Annotated in this window: 14 protein-coding genes and 5 tRNA genes; 14 read left to right on the top strand and 5 right to left on the bottom strand. The window is 59.5% G+C overall.

Annotated features, from left to right (window positions below; translation table 11 throughout):
* Positions 1–261: 261 nt before the first annotated feature.
* The 3 genes from GWQ27_RS02055 to GWQ27_RS02045 form a co-directional block, all read right to left on the bottom strand.
* Positions 262–471 (bottom strand): cold-shock protein, encoded by a 210-nt coding sequence (locus GWQ27_RS02055; RefSeq protein WP_005317918.1) that lies wholly within the window; start codon positions 469–471, stop codon positions 262–264.
* A 271-nt stretch (positions 472–742) separates the two neighbouring features.
* Complete coding sequence (locus GWQ27_RS02050; protein ID WP_275906555.1) at positions 743–1,396, bottom strand: LysM-like peptidoglycan-binding domain-containing protein; 654 nt, start codon at positions 1,394–1,396, stop codon at positions 743–745.
* Positions 1,397–1,495: 99 nt separating this feature from the next.
* Entirely contained in the window at positions 1,496–3,598 is a 2,103-nt protein-coding gene (locus GWQ27_RS02045) for a methyl-accepting chemotaxis protein (protein ID WP_275906554.1), read from the bottom strand.
* Positions 3,599–3,872: 274 nt separating this feature from the next.
* Here GWQ27_RS02045 and gltX point away from each other — a divergent pair, with 274 nt between their 5' ends.
* The 6 genes from gltX to GWQ27_RS02015 all read left to right on the top strand — a co-directional run bounded on the left by gltX (position 3,873) and on the right by GWQ27_RS02015 (position 6,127).
* Positions 3,873–5,288, top strand: coding sequence for a glutamate--tRNA ligase (gene gltX, locus GWQ27_RS02040; RefSeq protein ID WP_125607077.1), 1,416 nt, complete (start codon positions 3,873–3,875; stop codon positions 5,286–5,288).
* A 271-nt stretch (positions 5,289–5,559) separates the two neighbouring features.
* Positions 5,560–5,635: transfer RNA gene (locus tag GWQ27_RS02035), tRNA-Ala, on the top strand.
* Between the two features lie 28 nt (positions 5,636–5,663).
* Positions 5,664–5,739 (top strand) — tRNA-Ala (locus GWQ27_RS02030).
* A gap of 64 nt (positions 5,740–5,803) precedes the next feature.
* Positions 5,804–5,879, top strand: a tRNA-Ala gene (locus tag GWQ27_RS02025).
* A gap of 48 nt (positions 5,880–5,927) precedes the next feature.
* A tRNA-Ala gene (locus tag GWQ27_RS02020) sits at positions 5,928–6,003 on the top strand.
* A gap of 48 nt (positions 6,004–6,051) precedes the next feature.
* A tRNA-Ala gene (locus GWQ27_RS02015) sits at positions 6,052–6,127 on the top strand.
* A gap of 78 nt (positions 6,128–6,205) precedes the next feature.
* Here the strand turns inward: GWQ27_RS02015 and GWQ27_RS02010 are convergent.
* Complete coding sequence (locus tag GWQ27_RS02010; protein WP_005311650.1) at positions 6,206–6,955, bottom strand: polyphosphate--glucose phosphotransferase; 750 nt, start codon at positions 6,953–6,955, stop codon at positions 6,206–6,208.
* Positions 6,956–7,047: 92 nt separating this feature from the next.
* A complete protein-coding gene (queG, locus tag GWQ27_RS02005) occupies positions 7,048–8,202 on the bottom strand; it encodes a tRNA epoxyqueuosine(34) reductase QueG (protein ID WP_275906553.1) in 1,155 nt (384 codons plus the stop codon).
* A gap of 191 nt (positions 8,203–8,393) precedes the next feature.
* Between queG and GWQ27_RS02000 the strand changes: the two genes are divergently transcribed.
* From GWQ27_RS02000 to hflK, 8 genes are all read left to right on the top strand, one after another.
* Positions 8,394–9,905 carry an NAD(P)H-hydrate dehydratase gene (locus GWQ27_RS02000; RefSeq protein WP_275906552.1) on the top strand — a complete coding sequence of 504 codons (1,512 nt, stop codon included), beginning with the start codon at positions 8,394–8,396 and terminating at the stop codon, positions 9,903–9,905.
* 8 nt (positions 9,906–9,913) lie between these two features.
* Positions 9,914–10,387, top strand: a complete 474-nt coding sequence (gene tsaE / locus GWQ27_RS01995; protein WP_005311656.1) for a tRNA (adenosine(37)-N6)-threonylcarbamoyltransferase complex ATPase subunit type 1 TsaE — start codon at positions 9,914–9,916, stop codon at positions 10,385–10,387.
* On the top strand, positions 10,378–12,102 hold the full coding sequence (locus GWQ27_RS01990) for an N-acetylmuramoyl-L-alanine amidase (RefSeq protein WP_219593450.1): 1,725 nt from the start codon (positions 10,378–10,380) through the stop codon (positions 12,100–12,102). Before tsaE ends, GWQ27_RS01990 begins: the two co-directional genes overlap by 10 nt.
* 72 nt (positions 12,103–12,174) lie before the next feature.
* Positions 12,175–14,058 (top strand): DNA mismatch repair endonuclease MutL, encoded by a 1,884-nt coding sequence (gene mutL, locus GWQ27_RS01985; RefSeq protein ID WP_275906551.1) that lies wholly within the window; start codon positions 12,175–12,177, stop codon positions 14,056–14,058.
* Positions 14,059–14,156: 98 nt separating this feature from the next.
* Positions 14,157–15,074: a tRNA (adenosine(37)-N6)-dimethylallyltransferase MiaA gene (gene miaA, locus GWQ27_RS01980; RefSeq protein ID WP_080697378.1), complete on the top strand. Its 918-nt coding sequence runs from the start codon at positions 14,157–14,159 to the stop codon at positions 15,072–15,074.
* 70 nt (positions 15,075–15,144) lie between these two features.
* The gene (gene hfq / locus GWQ27_RS01975) at positions 15,145–15,408 is read left to right on the top strand and encodes an RNA chaperone Hfq (RefSeq protein ID WP_005311664.1); all 264 of its coding nucleotides are present in this window, start codon (positions 15,145–15,147) and stop codon (positions 15,406–15,408) included.
* 63 nt (positions 15,409–15,471) lie between these two features.
* Entirely contained in the window at positions 15,472–16,758 is a 1,287-nt protein-coding gene (gene hflX / locus GWQ27_RS01970; RefSeq protein ID WP_111589258.1) for a ribosome rescue GTPase HflX, read from the top strand.
* A 92-nt stretch (positions 16,759–16,850) separates the two neighbouring features.
* Positions 16,851–18,002, top strand: a complete 1,152-nt coding sequence (gene hflK, locus GWQ27_RS01965; protein ID WP_021138372.1) for an FtsH protease activity modulator HflK — start codon at positions 16,851–16,853, stop codon at positions 18,000–18,002.
* The last annotated feature ends 1 nt before the right edge of the window (position 18,003 follow it).

Below are 18,003 nucleotides of genomic sequence, written 5' to 3'. Positions count from 1 at the left end.
CCTGCTTTTAAGCTTTACCCCTCTGTTTGCCAAGTTCGCTTAGCCTGATAGCAAGACGCTGCCCAGGTCCGGGGTGAGCTGATACCCAGTGGTCGTGATGGCCTAATGGTTGAGGGGCGACAAGGGGGAAATGGCGGGCAAGCGCAGTCACAACCCGGAGAGGGTCTGGTCACCAGCGGGCGATGAACAATGGTGGAGTGGCAAAAGACAGGCAAAAAAATAGGAGGAGCAGGTCTCCTCCTACAGGCTCACTGGCGTGGCTTAGAGCAGAGTAACGTTCTCAGCCTGAGGACCTTTTTGGCCCTGAGTCACAGTGAACTGGACTTTTTGACCTTCAGCCAGGGTCTTGAAACCTGTGCTCTGGATGGAGGAGAAGTGAACGAAAACGTCCGGTCCCTGGGATTGCTCGATGAAGCCAAAACCCTTGGTTTCGTTAAACCATTTTACTTGGCCGGTGCGAATGTCAGACATGTGGTAAGTCCTATCTATAACGAAATGAAACTAAGCCTTGTTGGGCAGCATTTGCCTAGGAATCAGGGGTTGAAGCATGACTGACCACGTCAAGTTGTCCCAGTAGCATGTAGAACAATCCCTGTCTAAAGCACAAACGATTGTACGTGAGAGCAGATCCTTGTCAATTTTGCGCTTTTCATTTTTTGAGCAAGCTAAAAATATTGTGAAGTCAGCGGCTTATTTCACTGTGCTGGATCAAAAAGCGGGAGGCTCATGGCCTCCCGTTTTGTCACTCCTTGAGGGCGAACCCTTGGCCCTGCCGGTCATACCGATAGATGGCCTGACCGTAGGAGCGGATCTCCACCCGCTGGATGCGGCGGTTGTCATCCACCAGAATGAACACCGACTTGCCCGATTGCAGCCGGGTCAAAGGGCGGTCCGGCCCTTCGATGGCAATCAGGCGACTGAGCTCGGCGCCTGGCAGCTCGAACTTGCGCCAGATGGAGTAGAGGGTTTCACCGGCTTGCACATCGTGCTGTAGCCAGCTGCCATCTACTTTTTCTTCGACCGGTTTGGCGGCCGAGGTGCCATTGCCAGTAGTCAGCGCTTCGGCTGGCACGGCCAGCGGTACCTCGAGCGAACCGGACGGGGCGGTTGTCGGCATGGCAGGCGCAGGTTCCCAGGCCAGCAACAGCAGCCAGATGGGCACCAGCACCAGCAGGCCTATGGTGTGTTTGCGGGGCAGCGGGTTGGCCAGCTTGAATTTGCCTGCGTTGGCCTCCTGGCCGCGTTGGCCAAGGCCACGCATCCCTTGGCCGATGCGCTGGCGCAGGGGCAGGGTAGCGGCATTGATACGATGGAGCAGGGATCCTTGTGATTCGTCTTGTCGACGCTGCTGGGCTCGTCTGTTATGGCCACGTGGGCGACGGTCCGGGGTGGGCACGGCATTTACCTCTCACTACATTGCCTGCCATCAGGCAAATTCGTTGCCTATGGTAAACGGACTCGCCCCCGAGGGGGAGAGTCCGAGAGAGGAAAATTGTCAGCTGAGACGAAATTGTCCCAGTAATTGCTGCAAACGCTCGGCTGCCTGACGCAATGCCTGGCTGGCTTTGGCCGTTTCGGTTGCATCCTGAGCGATGTCGTTGGCCAGTGCGTTGGTTTTTGACAGATTGCCGGACACCGTCTCGGAGACGGAGCTCTGCTCCTCGGCGGCGGAGGCGATCTGATAGGTCATGTCGTTGATGGTAGAGATGGCCTGATAGATGCTGGCGAGCGCCTCTTCCGCCAGATCCGCCTCGCCCACCGCCTGATGGGTCAGCTGCTGGCTCTGATTGATGGCGCTGACTGCATTGGCCGAGCTGAGACGGATTTTCTCGAGCAGCTCCTGGGTGTTCTGCACCGCCTGCTGGGTGTTGCCCGCCAGCTTGCGCACCTCGTCGGCCACCACCGCAAAACCTCGGCCCTGTTCGCCGGCCCGTGCTGCCTCTATGGCGGCGTTGAGCGCCAGCAGGTTGGTCTGATCGGCAATGCCCTGGATCACAGTGAGTATGTTGGTGATCTGCTCGCTGTCGTGAGCCAGCCCCTCGACCACTTCGGCGCCTTTGCCTGCTTCGGCCGCCACCTTGTGCATTGACTGGATCACCTGCTGGAAGCGTACCTTGCCCTGATCCGCCGCGCCCTGGGCCTGCTTGGCCGAGTCGGCGGTGTTGTTGGCGTGGGTGGCCACTTCCTGGCTGACATAGGACATCTCCTGCACCGCAGTCAGCATCTGCTCCATCTCCGCCTGGTGATGCTGCAAGTTGGTGTCGGTCTGGCCTGCAATGCGGTCGGTATCACCGGCGTGGCGGTTCACTTCGCTGGCGGTTTTCAGCACATCCCCCAGCAGCACCTGCAACTTGTCGATGAAGCGGTTGATGCCCTTGGCGAGATCCCCCAGCTCGTCGACGGAGCGGGTGGTGAGGCGCTTGGTGAGATCCCCCTCGCCATCGGCAATGTCATCTACCAAGCTGACCATCTGGCGGATGGGGCCCGTGATACTGCGCGCTATCATCAGCATGGTGGCCAGTGCCAGCACCAGTACGACAAGGGCACCCACCAGTTGCTGGGTCATGGCAGCCCGACTCATGTCGCTTAGCTGGCTTTCCAGCTGATCGGCGCCCGCCAGTACCACCTTGTAGGGCAGGGTGACTATGATGGCCCAGTTGCGGCTCATGCCTGGTACCATGATGGGCACAGAGATACGAAACGACTCGTCCAGCTCCTGACGCTGCACTTCCGGTTTCAGATATTGCTGCCACTGGTTGCCTAGCAGCTTGTCGGCCCGGCTGCCAAGCAGGCTGGCGTCACCGCTGGTGCCCGTGATGACGCCGGCGGCGCTGACGATCAGGGTCTCGCCCTTGCCGTCATAGATGTTGTTGTTGAGGGACTGGGCCTGACGGCTGATGGAGTCCACCGCCAGATCCAGCGCGGCGATCCCCTTGAACTTGCCTGCCACCATGATGGGGGTGGTGATGGTGCTCACCAGCACCTGCTGGCCGTTGATATCCACCTTGAAGGGGTCGATGAGGCAGGAGCGTCCCTCCCGTTTTGGGCAGGAGTAGTAGTCGTTGGCCGGGTTGCCGAATTCATCCGGATCGGTCTTTTCGATGGACAGCAGCAGGTCTGTGCCTATCTGGTCCTTGTCACGATAGAAGTAGGGCACGAAGCGGCCTTGGCTGTCGCTACCCAGCGCGCTTTGACCGGCGAAGGCGGCGTCCTGGCCGTCGAAGCCGTTCGGCTCGAAGCCAGCGAAGGCGCCATATAATTGTGGTTCGAGCGCGAGCTGCGCCTTGAGTAGATCCGTGGCCTGCTGGCGATCCAGCGGTAGCTTGCCCTCTTGTTGCAAGGCGAGGGCACTGGCCATCTGCTGGGTATAGGAGAGCCCCTTTTGCAGCAACTGTGTGATGGTGGCGGCCTCGGCCCGTGCGTTGGCACTCACCTTTTGCCAGGCTTCTTGCTGCAGGGCGGCGCGACTGGAGCTGATGGTCAGCTGTTGGGTCTGTTGACCGGAATACTGGTTGAGCAGGATCAGTATGACCAGGGCTGCGGTCATGGCGATCCCGGCCATCACCAGAATTCGATTCTGGATAGAACGGAACTGCATCGTCTCTTCCTTGTGTCGTGAGAAGTAGTGTGAGAGTTGTTTGGATATCGGCCGGAGGAGGCAGCTCTCCAACACTTCCCATAGCAAATCGGAAATGCCGCTTCGGTTTTGCGATCCCCCTCAAATATCAGGCTGCAGGCGGCCGGGCAGCAAATTTAACCCCCTACTTTAGCCCGCAACGGCCTCATGGTTTTCCCATCCGGGATTCTGAGTGCTAAAATGCGACGGTTTTTTCTAACGAATTGGCCCAAGGCCCTCTACACAAGGCTTAAAGATGAAAGTCAAAACCCGTTTTGCTCCCAGCCCGACCGGCTTTTTGCATGTCGGCGGTGCCCGTACCGCACTCTATTCCTGGTTGTTTGCAAAGAGCCAGGGCGGTGAGTTCGTGCTGCGTATTGAGGATACCGACCTGGAACGTTCCACTCAGGAGGCGATCGACGCCATCATTGAGGGCATGGAATGGCTGGAGCTGAACTGGGATGAGGGCCCCTACTACCAGACCAAGCGTTTCGACCGCTACAACGGCATCATCGACGAGATGCTGACCGATGGCCGTGCCTACAAGTGCTACTGCTCCCGTGAGCGCCTGGACGCGCTGCGCGAAGGTCAGATGGCCAACGGCGAGAAGCCCCGCTATGACGGCAAGTGCCGTGATGCGGCCCACGATCACCCGGCCGATGCGCCGCACGTTATTCGCTTCCGCAACCCGACCGAAGGTTCAGTCGTATTCGATGACCACGTCCGTGGCCGCATCGAGTTCGCCAACACCGAGCTCGACGATCTCATCATCCGCCGTACCGATGGCGCCCCGACCTACAACTTCTGCGTGGTGGTCGATGACTGGGACATGGAGATCACCCACGTGGTGCGTGGCGAAGACCACATCAACAACACCCCGCGCCAGATCAACATCTACAAGGCGCTGAACGCGCCCGTGCCGGAGTTTGCCCACGTCTCCATGATCCTGGGCGACGACGGTGCCAAGCTCTCCAAGCGCCACGGCGCCGTCTCCGTGATGCAGTACCGCGACGACGGCTACCTGCCGGAAGCGCTGCTGAACTATCTGGTGCGTCTGGGCTGGTCCCACGGCGATCAGGAGATCTTCACGCTGGACGAGATGATCAAGCTGTTCAGCCTGGATGCCATCTCCAAGTCCGCCTCCGCATTCAACACCGACAAGCTGTTGTGGCTGAACAACCACTACATGCGCAGCCTGGATCCGGCCTATGTGGCCAAGCATCTGGCCTGGCACATGGAAAACCAGAAGATTGACACCAGCAAGGGCCCATCACTGCCAGAAGTTGTCACTCTGCTGGCCGAGCGCTGCAACACTCTGGTAGAGATGGCCGCCCAGAGCCGCTATCTGTTCGAAGAGTACGAAGCGATCGACGAAGCGGCTGCCAAGAAGCACCTGCGCGGCGTCGCTGCCGAGCCGCTGACCCTGGCCAAGGCCAAGCTGGCTGCGCTGGACACCTGGACCACCGAAGCGCTGCACGAGCTGATTGAAGCCACTGCCGCCGAGCTGGGTCAGGGCATGGGCAAGGTCGGCATGCCGCTGCGCGTGGCCGTGACCGGTCTGGGTCAGTCCCCGGGTATCGACGCCGTGATGGCACTGGTGGGCAAGGAGCGGGTGCTGGCTCGCATCGACCGCGCTTTGGCGTATATCGAAGCGCGCATGGCCGCCGAGTAAGTCGCCTGCTGCCGCGACTGGTGGCAGCCGGATACATTGCCTTCCACTGACAATAAAGGGCTCCCGCGAGGAGCCCTTTGTTTTTGTCAGCTAACCAGATTTGTGACATAAAACAGCGAGATAGCGGCAGTGTTGTCGGTAAAAACAGCTAACTGATTGAATTTTGACTAAACGCGCCAGTCGGCGTTATTTTTGGGTTGACAGCAAAGCGGGTGATGCCTATCATGCGCCTCCGTTGCCGGAGATAACTTCGTCAGCGCCGAGGTGGGTTGGGGTTATAGCTCAGCTGGGAGAGCGCTTGCATGGCATGCAAGAGGTCCGCGGTTCGATCCCGCGTAGCTCCACCAAATTCTCCTCGAACAATCTGGAATCAAAGGGGTTATAGCTCAGCTGGGAGAGCGCTTGCATGGCATGCAAGAGGTCCGCGGTTCGATCCCGCGTAGCTCCACCAGATTCCAAATTGGCAATGCAGTACCCAGGGCAGTGCGGTGTGTATCACCCAGGCCGACCTTTGTGGGGTTATAGCTCAGCTGGGAGAGCGCTTGCATGGCATGCAAGAGGTCCGCGGTTCGATCCCGCGTAGCTCCACCACTATTTACGGCAAATGGCCGCCAGAACCATTTGTTGAGTACGAAATTTGGGGTTATAGCTCAGCTGGGAGAGCGCTTGCATGGCATGCAAGAGGTCCGCGGTTCGATCCCGCGTAGCTCCACCACTATTTACGACAAATGGCCGCCAGAACCATTTGTTGAGTCCGAAATTTGGGGTTATAGCTCAGCTGGGAGAGCGCTTGCATGGCATGCAAGAGGTCCGCGGTTCGATCCCGCGTAGCTCCACCACATTCTTGTGACAAGAAGCCAAAAGGCCACCGTTATCGCGGTGGCCTTTTTGTGTTGGCCCAAAGTGGGAATGCCGCCTTACTGCTGTTCGGCGCTGCGTTCGGCCGCATGAAGGGCAGCCCCTATGATGCCAGCCTGATTGAGACTGGCGGCTGCCACCAGCGGCGCCCGGGTCTCGATACGATCGATGAATTTGTCGAGCTTGGCTGAGCTGCCGCCCCCCAGGATAAAGAGGTCGGGGGAGAACAGAAACTCCAGTCTGGCCAAATACTTGTTGAAGCGTTTTCCCCAGCGGCTCCAGGAGAGATCCTCCCGCTTGCGCACCGCATCCGAGCAGTAGTGCTCGGCTACCATGCCTTCCAGCATCAGGTGACCCAGCTCGGTGTTGGGCAGCAGCTGGCCGTTGACGAACACGGCTGTACCTATGCCAGTACCGACAGTGATGAGGATGATGATCCCCTTGCGATCCTTGCCGGCACCAAAGCGCATCTCGGCCAGACCCGCCGCATCGGCATCGTTGAGCACATGGCAGGGCAGGCCGGTCACATCCGAAAACAGGTGTGCTGCATCGGTCTCGATCCAGCTCTTGTCGATGTTGGCTGCGCTCTTGGCAATGCCGTTGTGGATGGTGGCGGGAAAGCCGCAACCCACAGGGCCCTTCCATTGGAAGTGTTCTACCAGTGCCTTGAGGGTATGTGCCACGGCAGCCGGGGTAGCCGGTTGCGGTGTTGCCAGACGGTGGCGTTCGCCAATCAGCTCGCCTGTTTCGGTATCGACCAGGCATCCCTTGATCCCTGAGCCACCGATATCCACTCCCAACATCTGCATCAGATTGTTCCTTTTATAGTGCTTATGGTGCCGACGGTTAACCGCCGACAGAGCATGAAAAAATGGTGTGCATCCGGCAAGGGGCAGATCGCTTATGCGTGATCCGGCAGACCTTTTTCGATGCAACGGATCAGCAAGCGTGTCTTTTTGTTGTCATCCTGCTGGCGTTTGGCCAGGGTCGTCAGTGCCCACTCTATGTGTTCGGCCACCATGGGCTCGGCGCTGGTGAGCGCCAGTTGCAGGGCGGCGATCACCTCTGGTGTAGCCGGGCCGTTGCCAAGCGCCACCGCCAGGTTGCGGCGCCAGCGTTGATAGCCGATGCGCCGGATCGGGCTCCCCTCAGTGTGCTTGAGAAATTCGCTCTCGGCCCAGCGCCACAGCTCCAGCAGGGGCGGGCGGTGCAGGTTGGGGCGCGCTTTGAAGTCGGGTTCCGGGCTTGCATCTGCATAGCGATTCCAGGGGCAGATGAGCTGGCAGTCGTCACAACCATAGATGCGATTGCCCATGAGCGGCCTGAACTCTTCCGGGATGGGACCGTCGTTCTCTATGGTGAGGTAGGAGATGCAGCGGCGCCCATCCACCACATAGGGCGCGACTATGGCACCGGTCGGGCAAATATTGATGCAGGCCACGCACTTGCCGCACTGCTCTTTTTCCACCGGGGCATCGATGGGCAGGGGCAGGGCGAGCAGCAGCTCCCCCAGAAAAAAGAAAGAACCGGCCGATTCGTTGAGCAGTAGCGAATGCTTGCCGACCCAGCCCAGTCCCGCCTTGGCGGCCAGCGGCCGCTCCAGTATGGGTGCCGAGTCGACGAAGGGGCGCCACTCTCCCATTGTGTCCTGGGTGGTTTGAAACAGCGCCTGACAACGCTGTTCGATCCGCTCCCCCAGTTGCTTGAGGCGGTTGCGCAGCACCTTGTGGTAGTCGCGGCCGAGAGCGTAGCGGCTGATGTACCCGAGGGTCGGATCGCGCAGGGTGACGGCAAAACCCGCCTCGAAGGGGAGGTAGTTCATGCGCACCGACACTACCCGCAGTGTGCCCGGCAGCAGCTCATGGGGGCGGGCCCGCATCATGCCGTGTCGGGCCATGTAGTCCATGCTGCCGTGATGGCCTGCATCCAGCCAGGCCTGCAGCCTGGGCTCCTCGAGGGTAAGATCCGTGTCCGTGATACCGGCCTGGTCAAATCCTAGCTCGCCTGCCCATAGCTTGATATCGTGAGCCAACTGCTGAAAATCAGGCGTAGTCATGCGGCATCGAGCCCCACAGGCTTGATGTCCAGAGTCAATCGACGGTGAAAATCAGGTATGGTCATGCTGCATCTGGTCCGAAAGGCTTGATGTCCTGGGTCAACCGGCAGTGAAAAGTCAGATGTGGTCATGTCGCATCGCGTGCCCGAAGCGTCTCAGCCAGGGCTAATGGATGAAAGTCAGGAGCCGTCATGGTAAAGGTCATCGGGGATGCTATCAGCGGGAAAGAGGTGCGCAGTTTACCACAATCACTGTGGCGGACTGAACAGATCCGCGCGCTGGAGCAGCGCTGGGCCGAGCGAGAAGGGCAGGAACGCTACGCCCTGATGGAGCGTGCCGGTGCGGCGCTGCGTACCTATGCCACCCATCATTGGCCGCAGAGCCGCCGCTGGTGGATCTTTGTCGGCCCGGGCAACAACGGCGGAGATGGCTATGTGCTGGCGCGTCTCGCCAGACAGATAGGCCTTGAACCCAGGGTGATCGCCGCCAGGGCGCCTGCCGAGCTGAAAGGGGATGCCAGGCGAGCCGCCGATGACTGGCTGGCGCTGGGGGAGACTGTGCTGATGGCAGGCGCCAGCGAGCTGGACTCACTGCCGCCGCCGGACCTGGTGATAGATGCACTGCTTGGCACGGGTGTCCATACCCACCTATCGCCGCTTCTGACAAAGATCGTCGCAACAATCAATCGCTTGGGCGCGCCTGTGTTGGCGGTGGATCTGCCCTCCGGCCTCAATGCCGATACCGGCTGCGCCATGGGGGCGCTGGTGCGTGCCACTCGCACCCTCACCTTCATCGGCATCAAGCAGGGCATGCTTACCAGCGATGGTGTGGATGGGGTGGGCCAACTCGACTGCGATCCCCTCGGGGTTATGCCAGAGGAGACGCTGCAAGCGGCGGCGGAGCGGATCGATTATCCCGGCCTCAAACACCTGCTTACCCCGCGCCAGCGCTCGGCTCACAAGGGCTCCCACGGCAAGGTGCTGCTGGCAGGGGGCAATGTGGGCATGCAGGGAGCCATAGTACTGGCGGGTCTTGCCTGCCTGCGGGCGGGAGCGGGTCTGGTACGGGTGTGCCAGCATCCGAGTCATGGGCCCGTCAGCCTCTATCAAGCCGAGTTGATGAACTCAGTGGTTGATACGAATGAGTACTGGGCTTCGGTGCGGCTGGTGGGACCGGGACTCGGTCAGGACGAATGGGGTCGGCGCCATTTTGAATTATTGGTCAATGACAGCTTGCCGCTGGTATTGGACGCCGATGGATTGAATTGGCTGGCGCTATGTCCCCGTCATCAGGATAATTGGGTGCTCACGCCTCACCCGGGTGAGGCGGCACGCCTGCTGGGCTGCTCCATTGCCGACATTGCAGCGGATCGCTTTGCCGCTGTGCGGCGCCTGCAGCAACGCTTTGGCGGCGTAGTGCTGCTCAAGGGCGCGGGGTCGCTCATTGATGACGGCAAGCAAATCGCGCTCTGTAATGAGGGCAATCCCGGCATGGCCAGTGGCGGCATGGGCGATCTCTTGTCTGGTATAATCGCCGCCCTGTTGGCTCAGGGCTGGTCTGCCGTCGAGGCAACCAGGCTGGCAGCCGTGATCCACGGGGAAGCGGCCGATCTGGCCGCCGCAGACGGAGAGAGAGGTATGCTGGCATCAGACCTGCTGCCCTTTATCCGTCGACTGGTTAATCCCGACTCCATAACAAGTTAAAGAAGAACATGGCAAAACAGTTGATGATGACACTGCCGGATGAGGCAGCAACAGTGGCACTGGGTGGCCGTCTGGCACATGCCTGCCTGCAGGCTACCACGGTATTCTTGCACGGCTCCCTAGGGGCCGGAAAAACCACCCTGACCCGTGGCTGGGTGCAAGGGCTGGGGCATCAGGGCAAGGTCAAGAGCCCGACCTATACCCTGGTTGAACCCTATGAACTGGCCGATTGGCAGGTTTATCACTTCGATCTCTATCGTCTGGCTGATCCGGAAGAGCTGGAGTTCATGGGGATCCGGGACTACTTTGCTGCCAATACCCTCTGCCTGGTGGAGTGGCCGGAGAAGGGGGAAGGCTGGCTGCCGGCGCCCGATCTGGACATTACCCTGACTTATGTAAACGAGCAGCGTGAGGCTCTGATAGAAGCCCGCACTGCTATTGGCGAAGCCATTCTGGAACGGTTGTCATCTACGTGCGCTTGATCCTTGTTATTGCCCTCTCTCTGATGGCCTTACCCTCCTGGGCGAATCAGCTCAAGAGTGTGCGGGTATGGCCATCGCCGGATAACACCCGGGTGGTGCTCGACATGAGCAGTGCTCCCAATTACAACTACTTCACCCTGACCGGCCCGGATCGACTGGTGATCGACCTCAAAGGGGCGAACAACGTCGCCAATCTGGCCAGTATCGGGAACAACAGCGAGCTGGTGCGCAAGATCCGCGAGAGCTCGCCGTTGGAGAAGGGTGGACTGCGGCTGGTGCTGGATCTCAGTTCCACCATCAAACCCGTGGTATTTCCGCTGGCGCCGGCAGGCCCCTATGGCCACCGGTTGGTGATAGACCTGCCTTATGAAGAGAAACGCTCTGCCGCCGCCGTGCAAGCCACTCCTGTGGGGGGCAAGGGCAAGGGGGTGGTGATCGCCATCGATCCGGGCCACGGCGGGGAAGATCCGGGCTCCATCGGCCCCCGTCGCACCTATGAGAAGCGAGTTACCCTGGCGGTATCCCAGAAGCTGGCGGCACTCATTGACAGGGAACCCGGCATGCGCGCCGTGCTGACTCGCCGCGGGGACTACTTCGTGGATCTGAACAAGCGCTCCGAAATTGCCCGCAAGGCCAAGGCGGATCTGCTGGTCTCCGTCCACGCGGACAGCTTCCACAACTCGACGCCGCGCGGCGCTTCTGTCTGGGTGCTGTCTACCAACCGTGCCAACCGCGAGATGGGCAGCTGGCTGGAGAAGCAGGAGAAACAGGGGGAACTGCTGGGCGGGGTAGGCAAGGTATTGGCCGAATCCGACCCGAATCCCTATCTGGCACAGACCTTCCTCGATCTCTCCATGGACAAGTCCCGTGCCGAGGGCTATGACGTCAGCCGCCAGATCCTGCGCTCCATGGGCAAGGTGGCCAGATTGCACAAAAAGGCGCCGGAGCATGCCAGTCTGGCCGTGCTGAAAGCCCCGGACATTCCCTCCGTGCTGGTAGAGACAGGTTTTATCTCCAACCATGCGGAAGAGAAGCTGCTGGCTACTCCTGCCTATCAAGACAAGCTGGCCCGTGCCATCTTCGAGGGGATCCGCAATTACTACCGCGCTCATCCGACCAAGGGCGCCATGCTGACTGGCAAGGGACAGGCCAGTCGGCCGGCAGCTACCACTCGCCCTGCGCCTGTGGCCCAGCAGTCGGTGAGCCAGCCCAGGCAAGTACAGTCGCAGCCGGTCGTGACCAACAAGATGCCAGCCACTGCCCGCGACGGTGGTGCTGCGACCAGCTCCGGAGCCGGGGTGATCAAGCCTTACTCGGCGGCAGCGCAAGAGACAGGTGCGCCGGTCAGTAATGTGGGCGACTATGACAAATCGCGGATGCTCCGCCATGTGGTCAAACGGGGCGAGAGCCTCTCCCGCCTTGCCGAGAGGCATGGAGTGAGTCAGTCCACATTGGTTGAAATCAACCAGCTGCGCAGCCGGGATATTCAGATTGGCCAGACAATCTATATCCCCCTGCAGGGACAGAGCCGCAGTGCCGCCCCCGTTCGCAGTGACGACAAGTCGCAGATGATCCGCCATGTGGTCAAGCGGGGCGAGAGTCTCTCCCGCCTTGCCGAGAAGAATGGGGTGAGTCAGGCGCGGCTGGTGGAGATAAACAAGCTCAAGTCGCGGGATATCCAGGTAGGGCAGGTGCTCTACATTCCCCAAAACTGACGCGCGGGAGCTGGCGATGCCGCACCCCGTGTTGGCGTATACCATCGCAAGATTGAAATTCAGGAGTAAGTGATGCCGATCCGTATATTACCCCCTATCCTGGCCAACCAGATTGCAGCCGGAGAGGTGGTGGAGCGGCCCTCTTCTGTGGTGAAAGAGCTGGTGGAAAACAGCCTGGACGCGGGCGCCGACCGGGTCGAGATCGACATCGACAAGGGCGGTGCCAAGCTGATCCGCATCCGTGACAACGGCTGCGGCGTCGCCAAAGACGAGCTGGTGCTGGCACTGTCGCGCCACGCCACCTCTAAGGTGGCGACCCTGGATGATCTGGAAGGGATCTGCAGCCTGGGCTTTCGCGGCGAGGCGCTTGCTTCCATCAGCTCTGTCTCTCGTCTCACATTTACCTCCCGCACCCAGGAGCAGTCCGAAGCCTGGCAGGCACAGGCGGAAGGGCGAGAGATGGACGTCACCGTCAAACCGGCGGCCCACCCGGTGGGCACCACAGTGGAAGTGGTGGATCTCTTCTTCAATACCCCGGCGCGGCGCAAGTTCATGCGCAGTGAAAAGACCGAATTTGCCCATATCGATGAGCTGGTACGCCGCATTGCGCTTTCCCGTTTCGATGTCACCCTGATCCTGCGTCACAACGGCAAGGTAATGCGCCAGTACAAGGCCGCCAATACGGTGCCGGAGCAGGAGCGCCGGCTCGCCGCCGTTTGTGGCACCCCCTTCATGCACCATGCGCTGGCGGTAGAGAGCGAACATAGCGACGTACGTCTGTGGGGGTGGCTGGCGCTGCCTGAGGGGGCCAGACCGCAGAACGATCTGCAATACACCTATGTCAACGGTCGCATGATGCGCGACAAGCTCATCAATCATGCCATCCGCCAGGCCTATGACGAGCTGCTGCCCACCGACCGCTTCGCCGCCTATGTGCTCTATATCGAGCTGGATCCCCACCAGGTGGATGTGAACGTCCATCCTGCCAAGCACGAGGTGCGCTTTCATCAGGCGCGGCTGATCCACGACTTTATCTTTCAGGCGCTGTTTACTGCGCTGCGCCGCGAAGGGGTCAGCGCCGCTCATCAGGAAGAGCCGCTGGCCGAAACCCTGGTCGAGCTGCCTGTCAGCGGGCAGATTGAATACCCAGGGCAGGCGCCTCGTCCCGAGTGGTATGGTGCCGAGCACAGCTATCGGGCTCCTGCCTCGACAAATGAAGTGCGAGAAGGGGGCGCGGCGCGTGCCGGCAACTACCAACCGCCGGAGCCACCCAGCCGGGAGGCGATGCGGGGCATGGGCGCACTGCTCACCGCCTTGCCCGGTGCCGGGCCCGCGTCCGCTGCATCCGCTACCGCTGCAATGGTGCCCAAGGCCGCAGCTCAGACAGCGCCTGGAGTCTGGCAGGCACTCACTCTGGTGGAGCAGGCCTATCTGTTGCTGGTGCGAGATGGCCAGCTGGCGCTGCTCTCCCTGGTGCGGGCCGAACGCCTGCTGCTGCGCAACTGGTTGCTGGAAGCCTGGGGCCAGGGGCTCGCTGCGCAACCCCTGTTGCTGCCAGTTTTGTTCAAGCTGCCGAAAAACCTGAGAGCGCTGGTTGAAGAGCAGGAACGTTTGCTCAAACGGATGGGGCTGGAGTTGAAAAGCGGGGGGCGTGACACCATGATCCTGACTCGGGTGCCAGCCTTGCTGCGCCAGACCGATCTGGTGCGGCTATTACCCGAATTGTTGCAAATTATCGAGAGCGGATCTGACAGTGATGCGAGCCAGCTGGCTGAAGTATTATGCCAATGGCTGGTTGAGCAGGGGATAAGCCACGAAAAAATATACGATTTTTCAACAGCCAATCGCTTGCTGACGGAACTTGTGGCCGATTTCAGTGACCAATTGGCAGATATTCGCATGGTGCGCCCCGTGTCGCTGACGACAGTACTGGAGGCGTTTGCAGATGGTGGCTGAGTTGCCGAGTGCTTGTTCCAACACACAGTCTGGCAATAAGCCCGTGATGTGCTCGCTGTCGCTGCTAAATCTGATCGAGGAATTTGAACGTGGCTGACTTGCCGAATGCAATTTTTTTGATGGGGCCAACGGCCTCCGGCAAGACGGATCTCGCCATCGCCCTGTGCCAAACCCTGCCTTGCGACATCATCAGCGTGGACTCTGCGCTTATCTATCGCGGCATGGATATAGGGACTGCCAAGCCAACGGCGCAAGAGTTGGCTCTGGCTCCCCACAAGTTGATCGATATTATCGATCCTGCCCTGAGCTATTCGGCCGCCGACTTTTGCCGCGATGCCCTGCGGGAGATGAACGATATTGTCGCCCGTGGCCGCATTCCGCTGCTGGTGGGGGGCACAATGCTCTATTTCAAGGCATTGCTGGAGGGACTTTCTCCGCTGCCATCCGCCGATCCGGCCATTCGCGCCGAGCTGGAAGAGGAGGCAGCACGCCTCGGCTGGCAGGCGCTGCACGATGAGCTGGTGCGGATCGATCCGGTCGCCGGCGCGCGCATTCATCCCAATGATCCGCAGCGTCTTAGCCGGGCCTTGGAGGTGTATCGCATCAGTGGCAAGACCCTGACCGAGCTGACCCAGGTGCAGGGGGAAGGGTTGCCATATCGGGTGCACCAGTTTGCCATTGCCCCGAGTGATCGCGCCCTGTTGCACAAGCGCATCGAACAGCGCTTTGACAAGATGTTGCAAAGCGGCTTCGAGCAAGAGGTGCGTGCGCTTTATGAACGAGGCGATCTCACCCCCGACCTGCCAGCTATTCGCTGCGTTGGCTACCGCCAAATGTGGGACTACCTGGCAGGGGAAGTGGAGTATGATGAGATGCGCTATCGCGGTATTGTTGCCACCCGCCAGTTGGCCAAGCGTCAAATGACCTGGTTGCGCGGTTGGCCTGAAGTCACCTGGCTGGAATCTGGTGAGTCTGGCAATCTGGCAAGGGTCGTTGCCCGTGCCGGAGTGGCTTGACACTCCTGTATAATCAGGTTGTTATATTGATATCCGGTGTTTAAAAACAACAAACTATAAGGAAAAGAAGATGGCTAAGGGGCAATCTCTCCAAGACCCGTTTTTGAATGCGCTGCGCCGTGAGCGGATTCCTGTTTCTATTTATTTGGTGAACGGCATCAAACTGCAGGGTCAGATCGAATCGTTTGACCAGTTTGTCATTTTGCTGAAGAACACCGTGAGCCAGATGGTCTACAAGCACGCCATTTCCACCGTGGTGCCGGCCCGCGCCGTCAACCATCACCAGCACGTCCCTGGCGCAGCTGGCGAAGAACAGGGTGAAGCTGAAGCGTGATATCTCGAGGCGAGACGACTCGCCAATTCAGATTCGTCATGATTCCTGTCAAGGAGCAAGCGCTTGTTTGACCGTTATGAAGCCGGCGAACAGGCCGTTCTGGTGCACGTCAACTTCAGTGATGAGGGTGAGCGGGAGGATCTGGAAGAGCTCAAGATGTTGGTGAGCTCGGCTGGCGTCAATGCATTGGGGGTGGTGACCACCAACCGCAGTGCACCCAGCGCCAAACTCTTTGTCGGCAGCGGCAAGGCTGAAGAGATCGCGTCCCAGGTGCAGATGTTGGGCGCAGACGTGGTGATCTTCAACCATGCCCTGACCCCTGCCCAGGAACGCAATCTGGAACGCCTGTTCCAGTGTCGTGTCGTGGACAGAACCGGCCTGATCCTGGATATCTTTGCCCAGCGCGCCCGAACCCACGAAGGCAAGTTGCAAGTCGAACTTGCCCAGTTACGCCATCTTTCTACTCGCCTGGTGCGAGGCTGGACCCACCTTGAACGTCAGAAGGGCGGGATCGGTCTGCGCGGCCCGGGTGAAACCCAGCTGGAAACCGACCGTCGCCTGTTGCGTGAGCGCATCAAGGCGATTTTGCGTCGGCTCGACAAAGTGGCCAAACAGCGGGAACAGGGCCGTCGTGCCCGTAACCGCAATGAGGTGCCGACCGTATCACTGGTTGGTTACACCAACGCCGGAAAGTCCACTTTGTTCAACCAACTTACAGCTGCCAGCGTGTATGCTGCCGACCAATTGTTCGCAACACTGGATCCCACCTTGCGTAAATTGGTGATCCGGGATGTGGGTGATGTGATTTTGGCGGATACAGTTGGATTTATTCGACACTTGCCCCATGATCTGGTCGCGGCCTTCAAAGCGACGCTGCAGGAGACCCGCGAAGCGGACTTGTTGCTGCACGTGGTGGACTGTGCCGACGAACAGATGCAAGAAAATATCGAGTCGGTACAGCAAGTGTTGGCCGAAATTGAGGCCGATGACCGACCCCAGTTGATGATCTGTAACAAGATAGACAAGCTGGCGGATCGTCCGGCAGGTCTGGAGCGGGATGATGAGGGGCGCCCGGTGCGGCTCTGGTTGTCTGCCCAGAGCGGTGAAGGTTGTGAATACCTGTTTACGGCCCTGACCGAGTTGCTGGCCGGATCCATGGTGCATCACACCTTGCAGTTGCCCCCTTCGGCCGCCAGATTGCGAAGTGCGCTCTATCGTCTCAAAGGCATTGAGCAGGAAGGTTTCAGCGAGGAGGGGGATTTTGTGTTGCAAGTTCGGCTGCAATTGGCCGACTGGAACCGCCTCGTGAAACAGGAAGGCGAGAATTTACAACGCTTTATCAGGCATTGAGTCGTGGATGAAGATGAATGCTTACAGGCTTCATCAACGATTGATGATCAGATAGAGGTGATATCCATCCGCTTGTATTAATGGAGATGCTGATGGCTTGGAATGAGCCTGGAAACAACGGCAAAGACCGTGACCCTTGGGGGAACAACGGCAAGAATCAGGGACCCCCTGATCTGGACGAAATGTTGCGCAAGGTAAGCCGCCGTTTTGGTGGTTTGCTGGGTGGTGGCAAGTCAGGTGGCGAGATGGGCCGTTTCGGTCTCTCTATCGCCTTGGTGATCGCTGTGGTGGTGTGGGTCGTCAGCGGCTTCTACACCATTCGCGAAGCTGAACGAGGGGTTATTCTGCGTTTTGGCGAGTACTCTCACAACGTAGAGCCCGGCTTGCGCTGGAAGCCGACCTTCATCGATCGGGTGATCCCGGTGGATGTGGAGTCAGTGCGTTCTCTGCCTGCTTCAGGCTTTATGCTGACTCAGGATGAAAACGTGGTGCGGGTCGAGATGGACGTGCAGTACCGAGTCGTCGATCCCGAACAGTATCTGTTCAGCGTGACCAATGCTGAAGAGAGTCTGGGCCAGGCTACCGACAGTTCACTGCGCTATGTCGTCGGCCATACCCGTATGGATGATATTTTGACCACAGGGCGTGAGCAAGTTCGTCGTGAAACCTGGGATGGCATCGAAAAGATAGTCACGCCTTATCAGATGGGTTTGCAGATTGTCGACGTCAACTTCTTGCCGGCTCGTCCGCCAGAAGAGGTTAAAGACGCCTTCGATGATGCCATCTCCGCCCAGGAAGATGAGCAGCGCTTCATTCGTGAAGCGGAAGCCTATGCCCGTGAAGTCGAGCCAAAAGCACGTGGTACTGTCAAGCGGCTGGAACAGGAAGCCGAAGGTTACAAGTCCCAGATTGTGCTGAAGGCTAAGGGTGAAGTTGCCCGTTTCAACGAGCTGTTGCCCCAGTACCAGGCCGCGCCTGACTTGACTCGTGAGCGTATCTACCTGGAAACCATGGAAGAGCTCTATCAACAGGCCAACAAGGTGCTGGTCGACATGCCTGATGGTAACAACAGCATGATCTATCTGCCTCTCGACAAGCTGTCTGGTCAAGCCAATGCCGTCTCGCCTGCGCGATCTGCCAGTGCAGTGACTGCCGCCGATGCGGCACCGGTCACCAATGACGGTGCAAACTCCACTCCGACTCCGCTGCGTAGCGGTGATCGCTTCAGCTCAGGGAGAAACTAAT

The organism is Aeromonas sp. 5HA1, assembly GCF_029237245.1.
Taxonomy (GTDB): domain Bacteria; phylum Pseudomonadota; class Gammaproteobacteria; order Enterobacterales; family Aeromonadaceae; genus Aeromonas; species Aeromonas salmonicida.
The sequence above is the reverse complement of the archived record's forward strand: the minus strand, read 5'-3'. Positions and strand labels throughout refer to the sequence as shown.

Coding starts and splice junctions, on each gene's coding strand:
- GWQ27_RS02000 (WP_275906552.1), top strand. CDS start 8,394: ATGGTAAAGGTCATCGGGGATGCTATCAGCGGGAAAGAGGTGCGCAGT.
- GWQ27_RS02055 (WP_005317918.1), bottom strand. CDS start 471: ATGTCTGACATTCGCACCGGCCAAGTAAAATGGTTTAACGAAACCAAG.
- queG (WP_275906553.1), bottom strand. CDS start 8,202: ATGACTACGCCTGATTTTCAGCAGTTGGCTCACGATATCAAGCTATGG.
- hfq (WP_005311664.1), top strand. CDS start 15,145: ATGGCTAAGGGGCAATCTCTCCAAGACCCGTTTTTGAATGCGCTGCGC.
- gltX (WP_125607077.1), top strand. CDS start 3,873: ATGAAAGTCAAAACCCGTTTTGCTCCCAGCCCGACCGGCTTTTTGCAT.
- GWQ27_RS02045 (WP_275906554.1), bottom strand. CDS start 3,598: ATGCAGTTCCGTTCTATCCAGAATCGAATTCTGGTGATGGCCGGGATC.
- hflK (WP_021138372.1), top strand. CDS start 16,851: ATGGCTTGGAATGAGCCTGGAAACAACGGCAAAGACCGTGACCCTTGG.
- GWQ27_RS02010 (WP_005311650.1), bottom strand. CDS start 6,955: ATGCAGATGTTGGGAGTGGATATCGGTGGCTCAGGGATCAAGGGATGC.
- tsaE (WP_005311656.1), top strand. CDS start 9,914: ATGGCAAAACAGTTGATGATGACACTGCCGGATGAGGCAGCAACAGTG.
- mutL (WP_275906551.1), top strand. CDS start 12,175: ATGCCGATCCGTATATTACCCCCTATCCTGGCCAACCAGATTGCAGCC.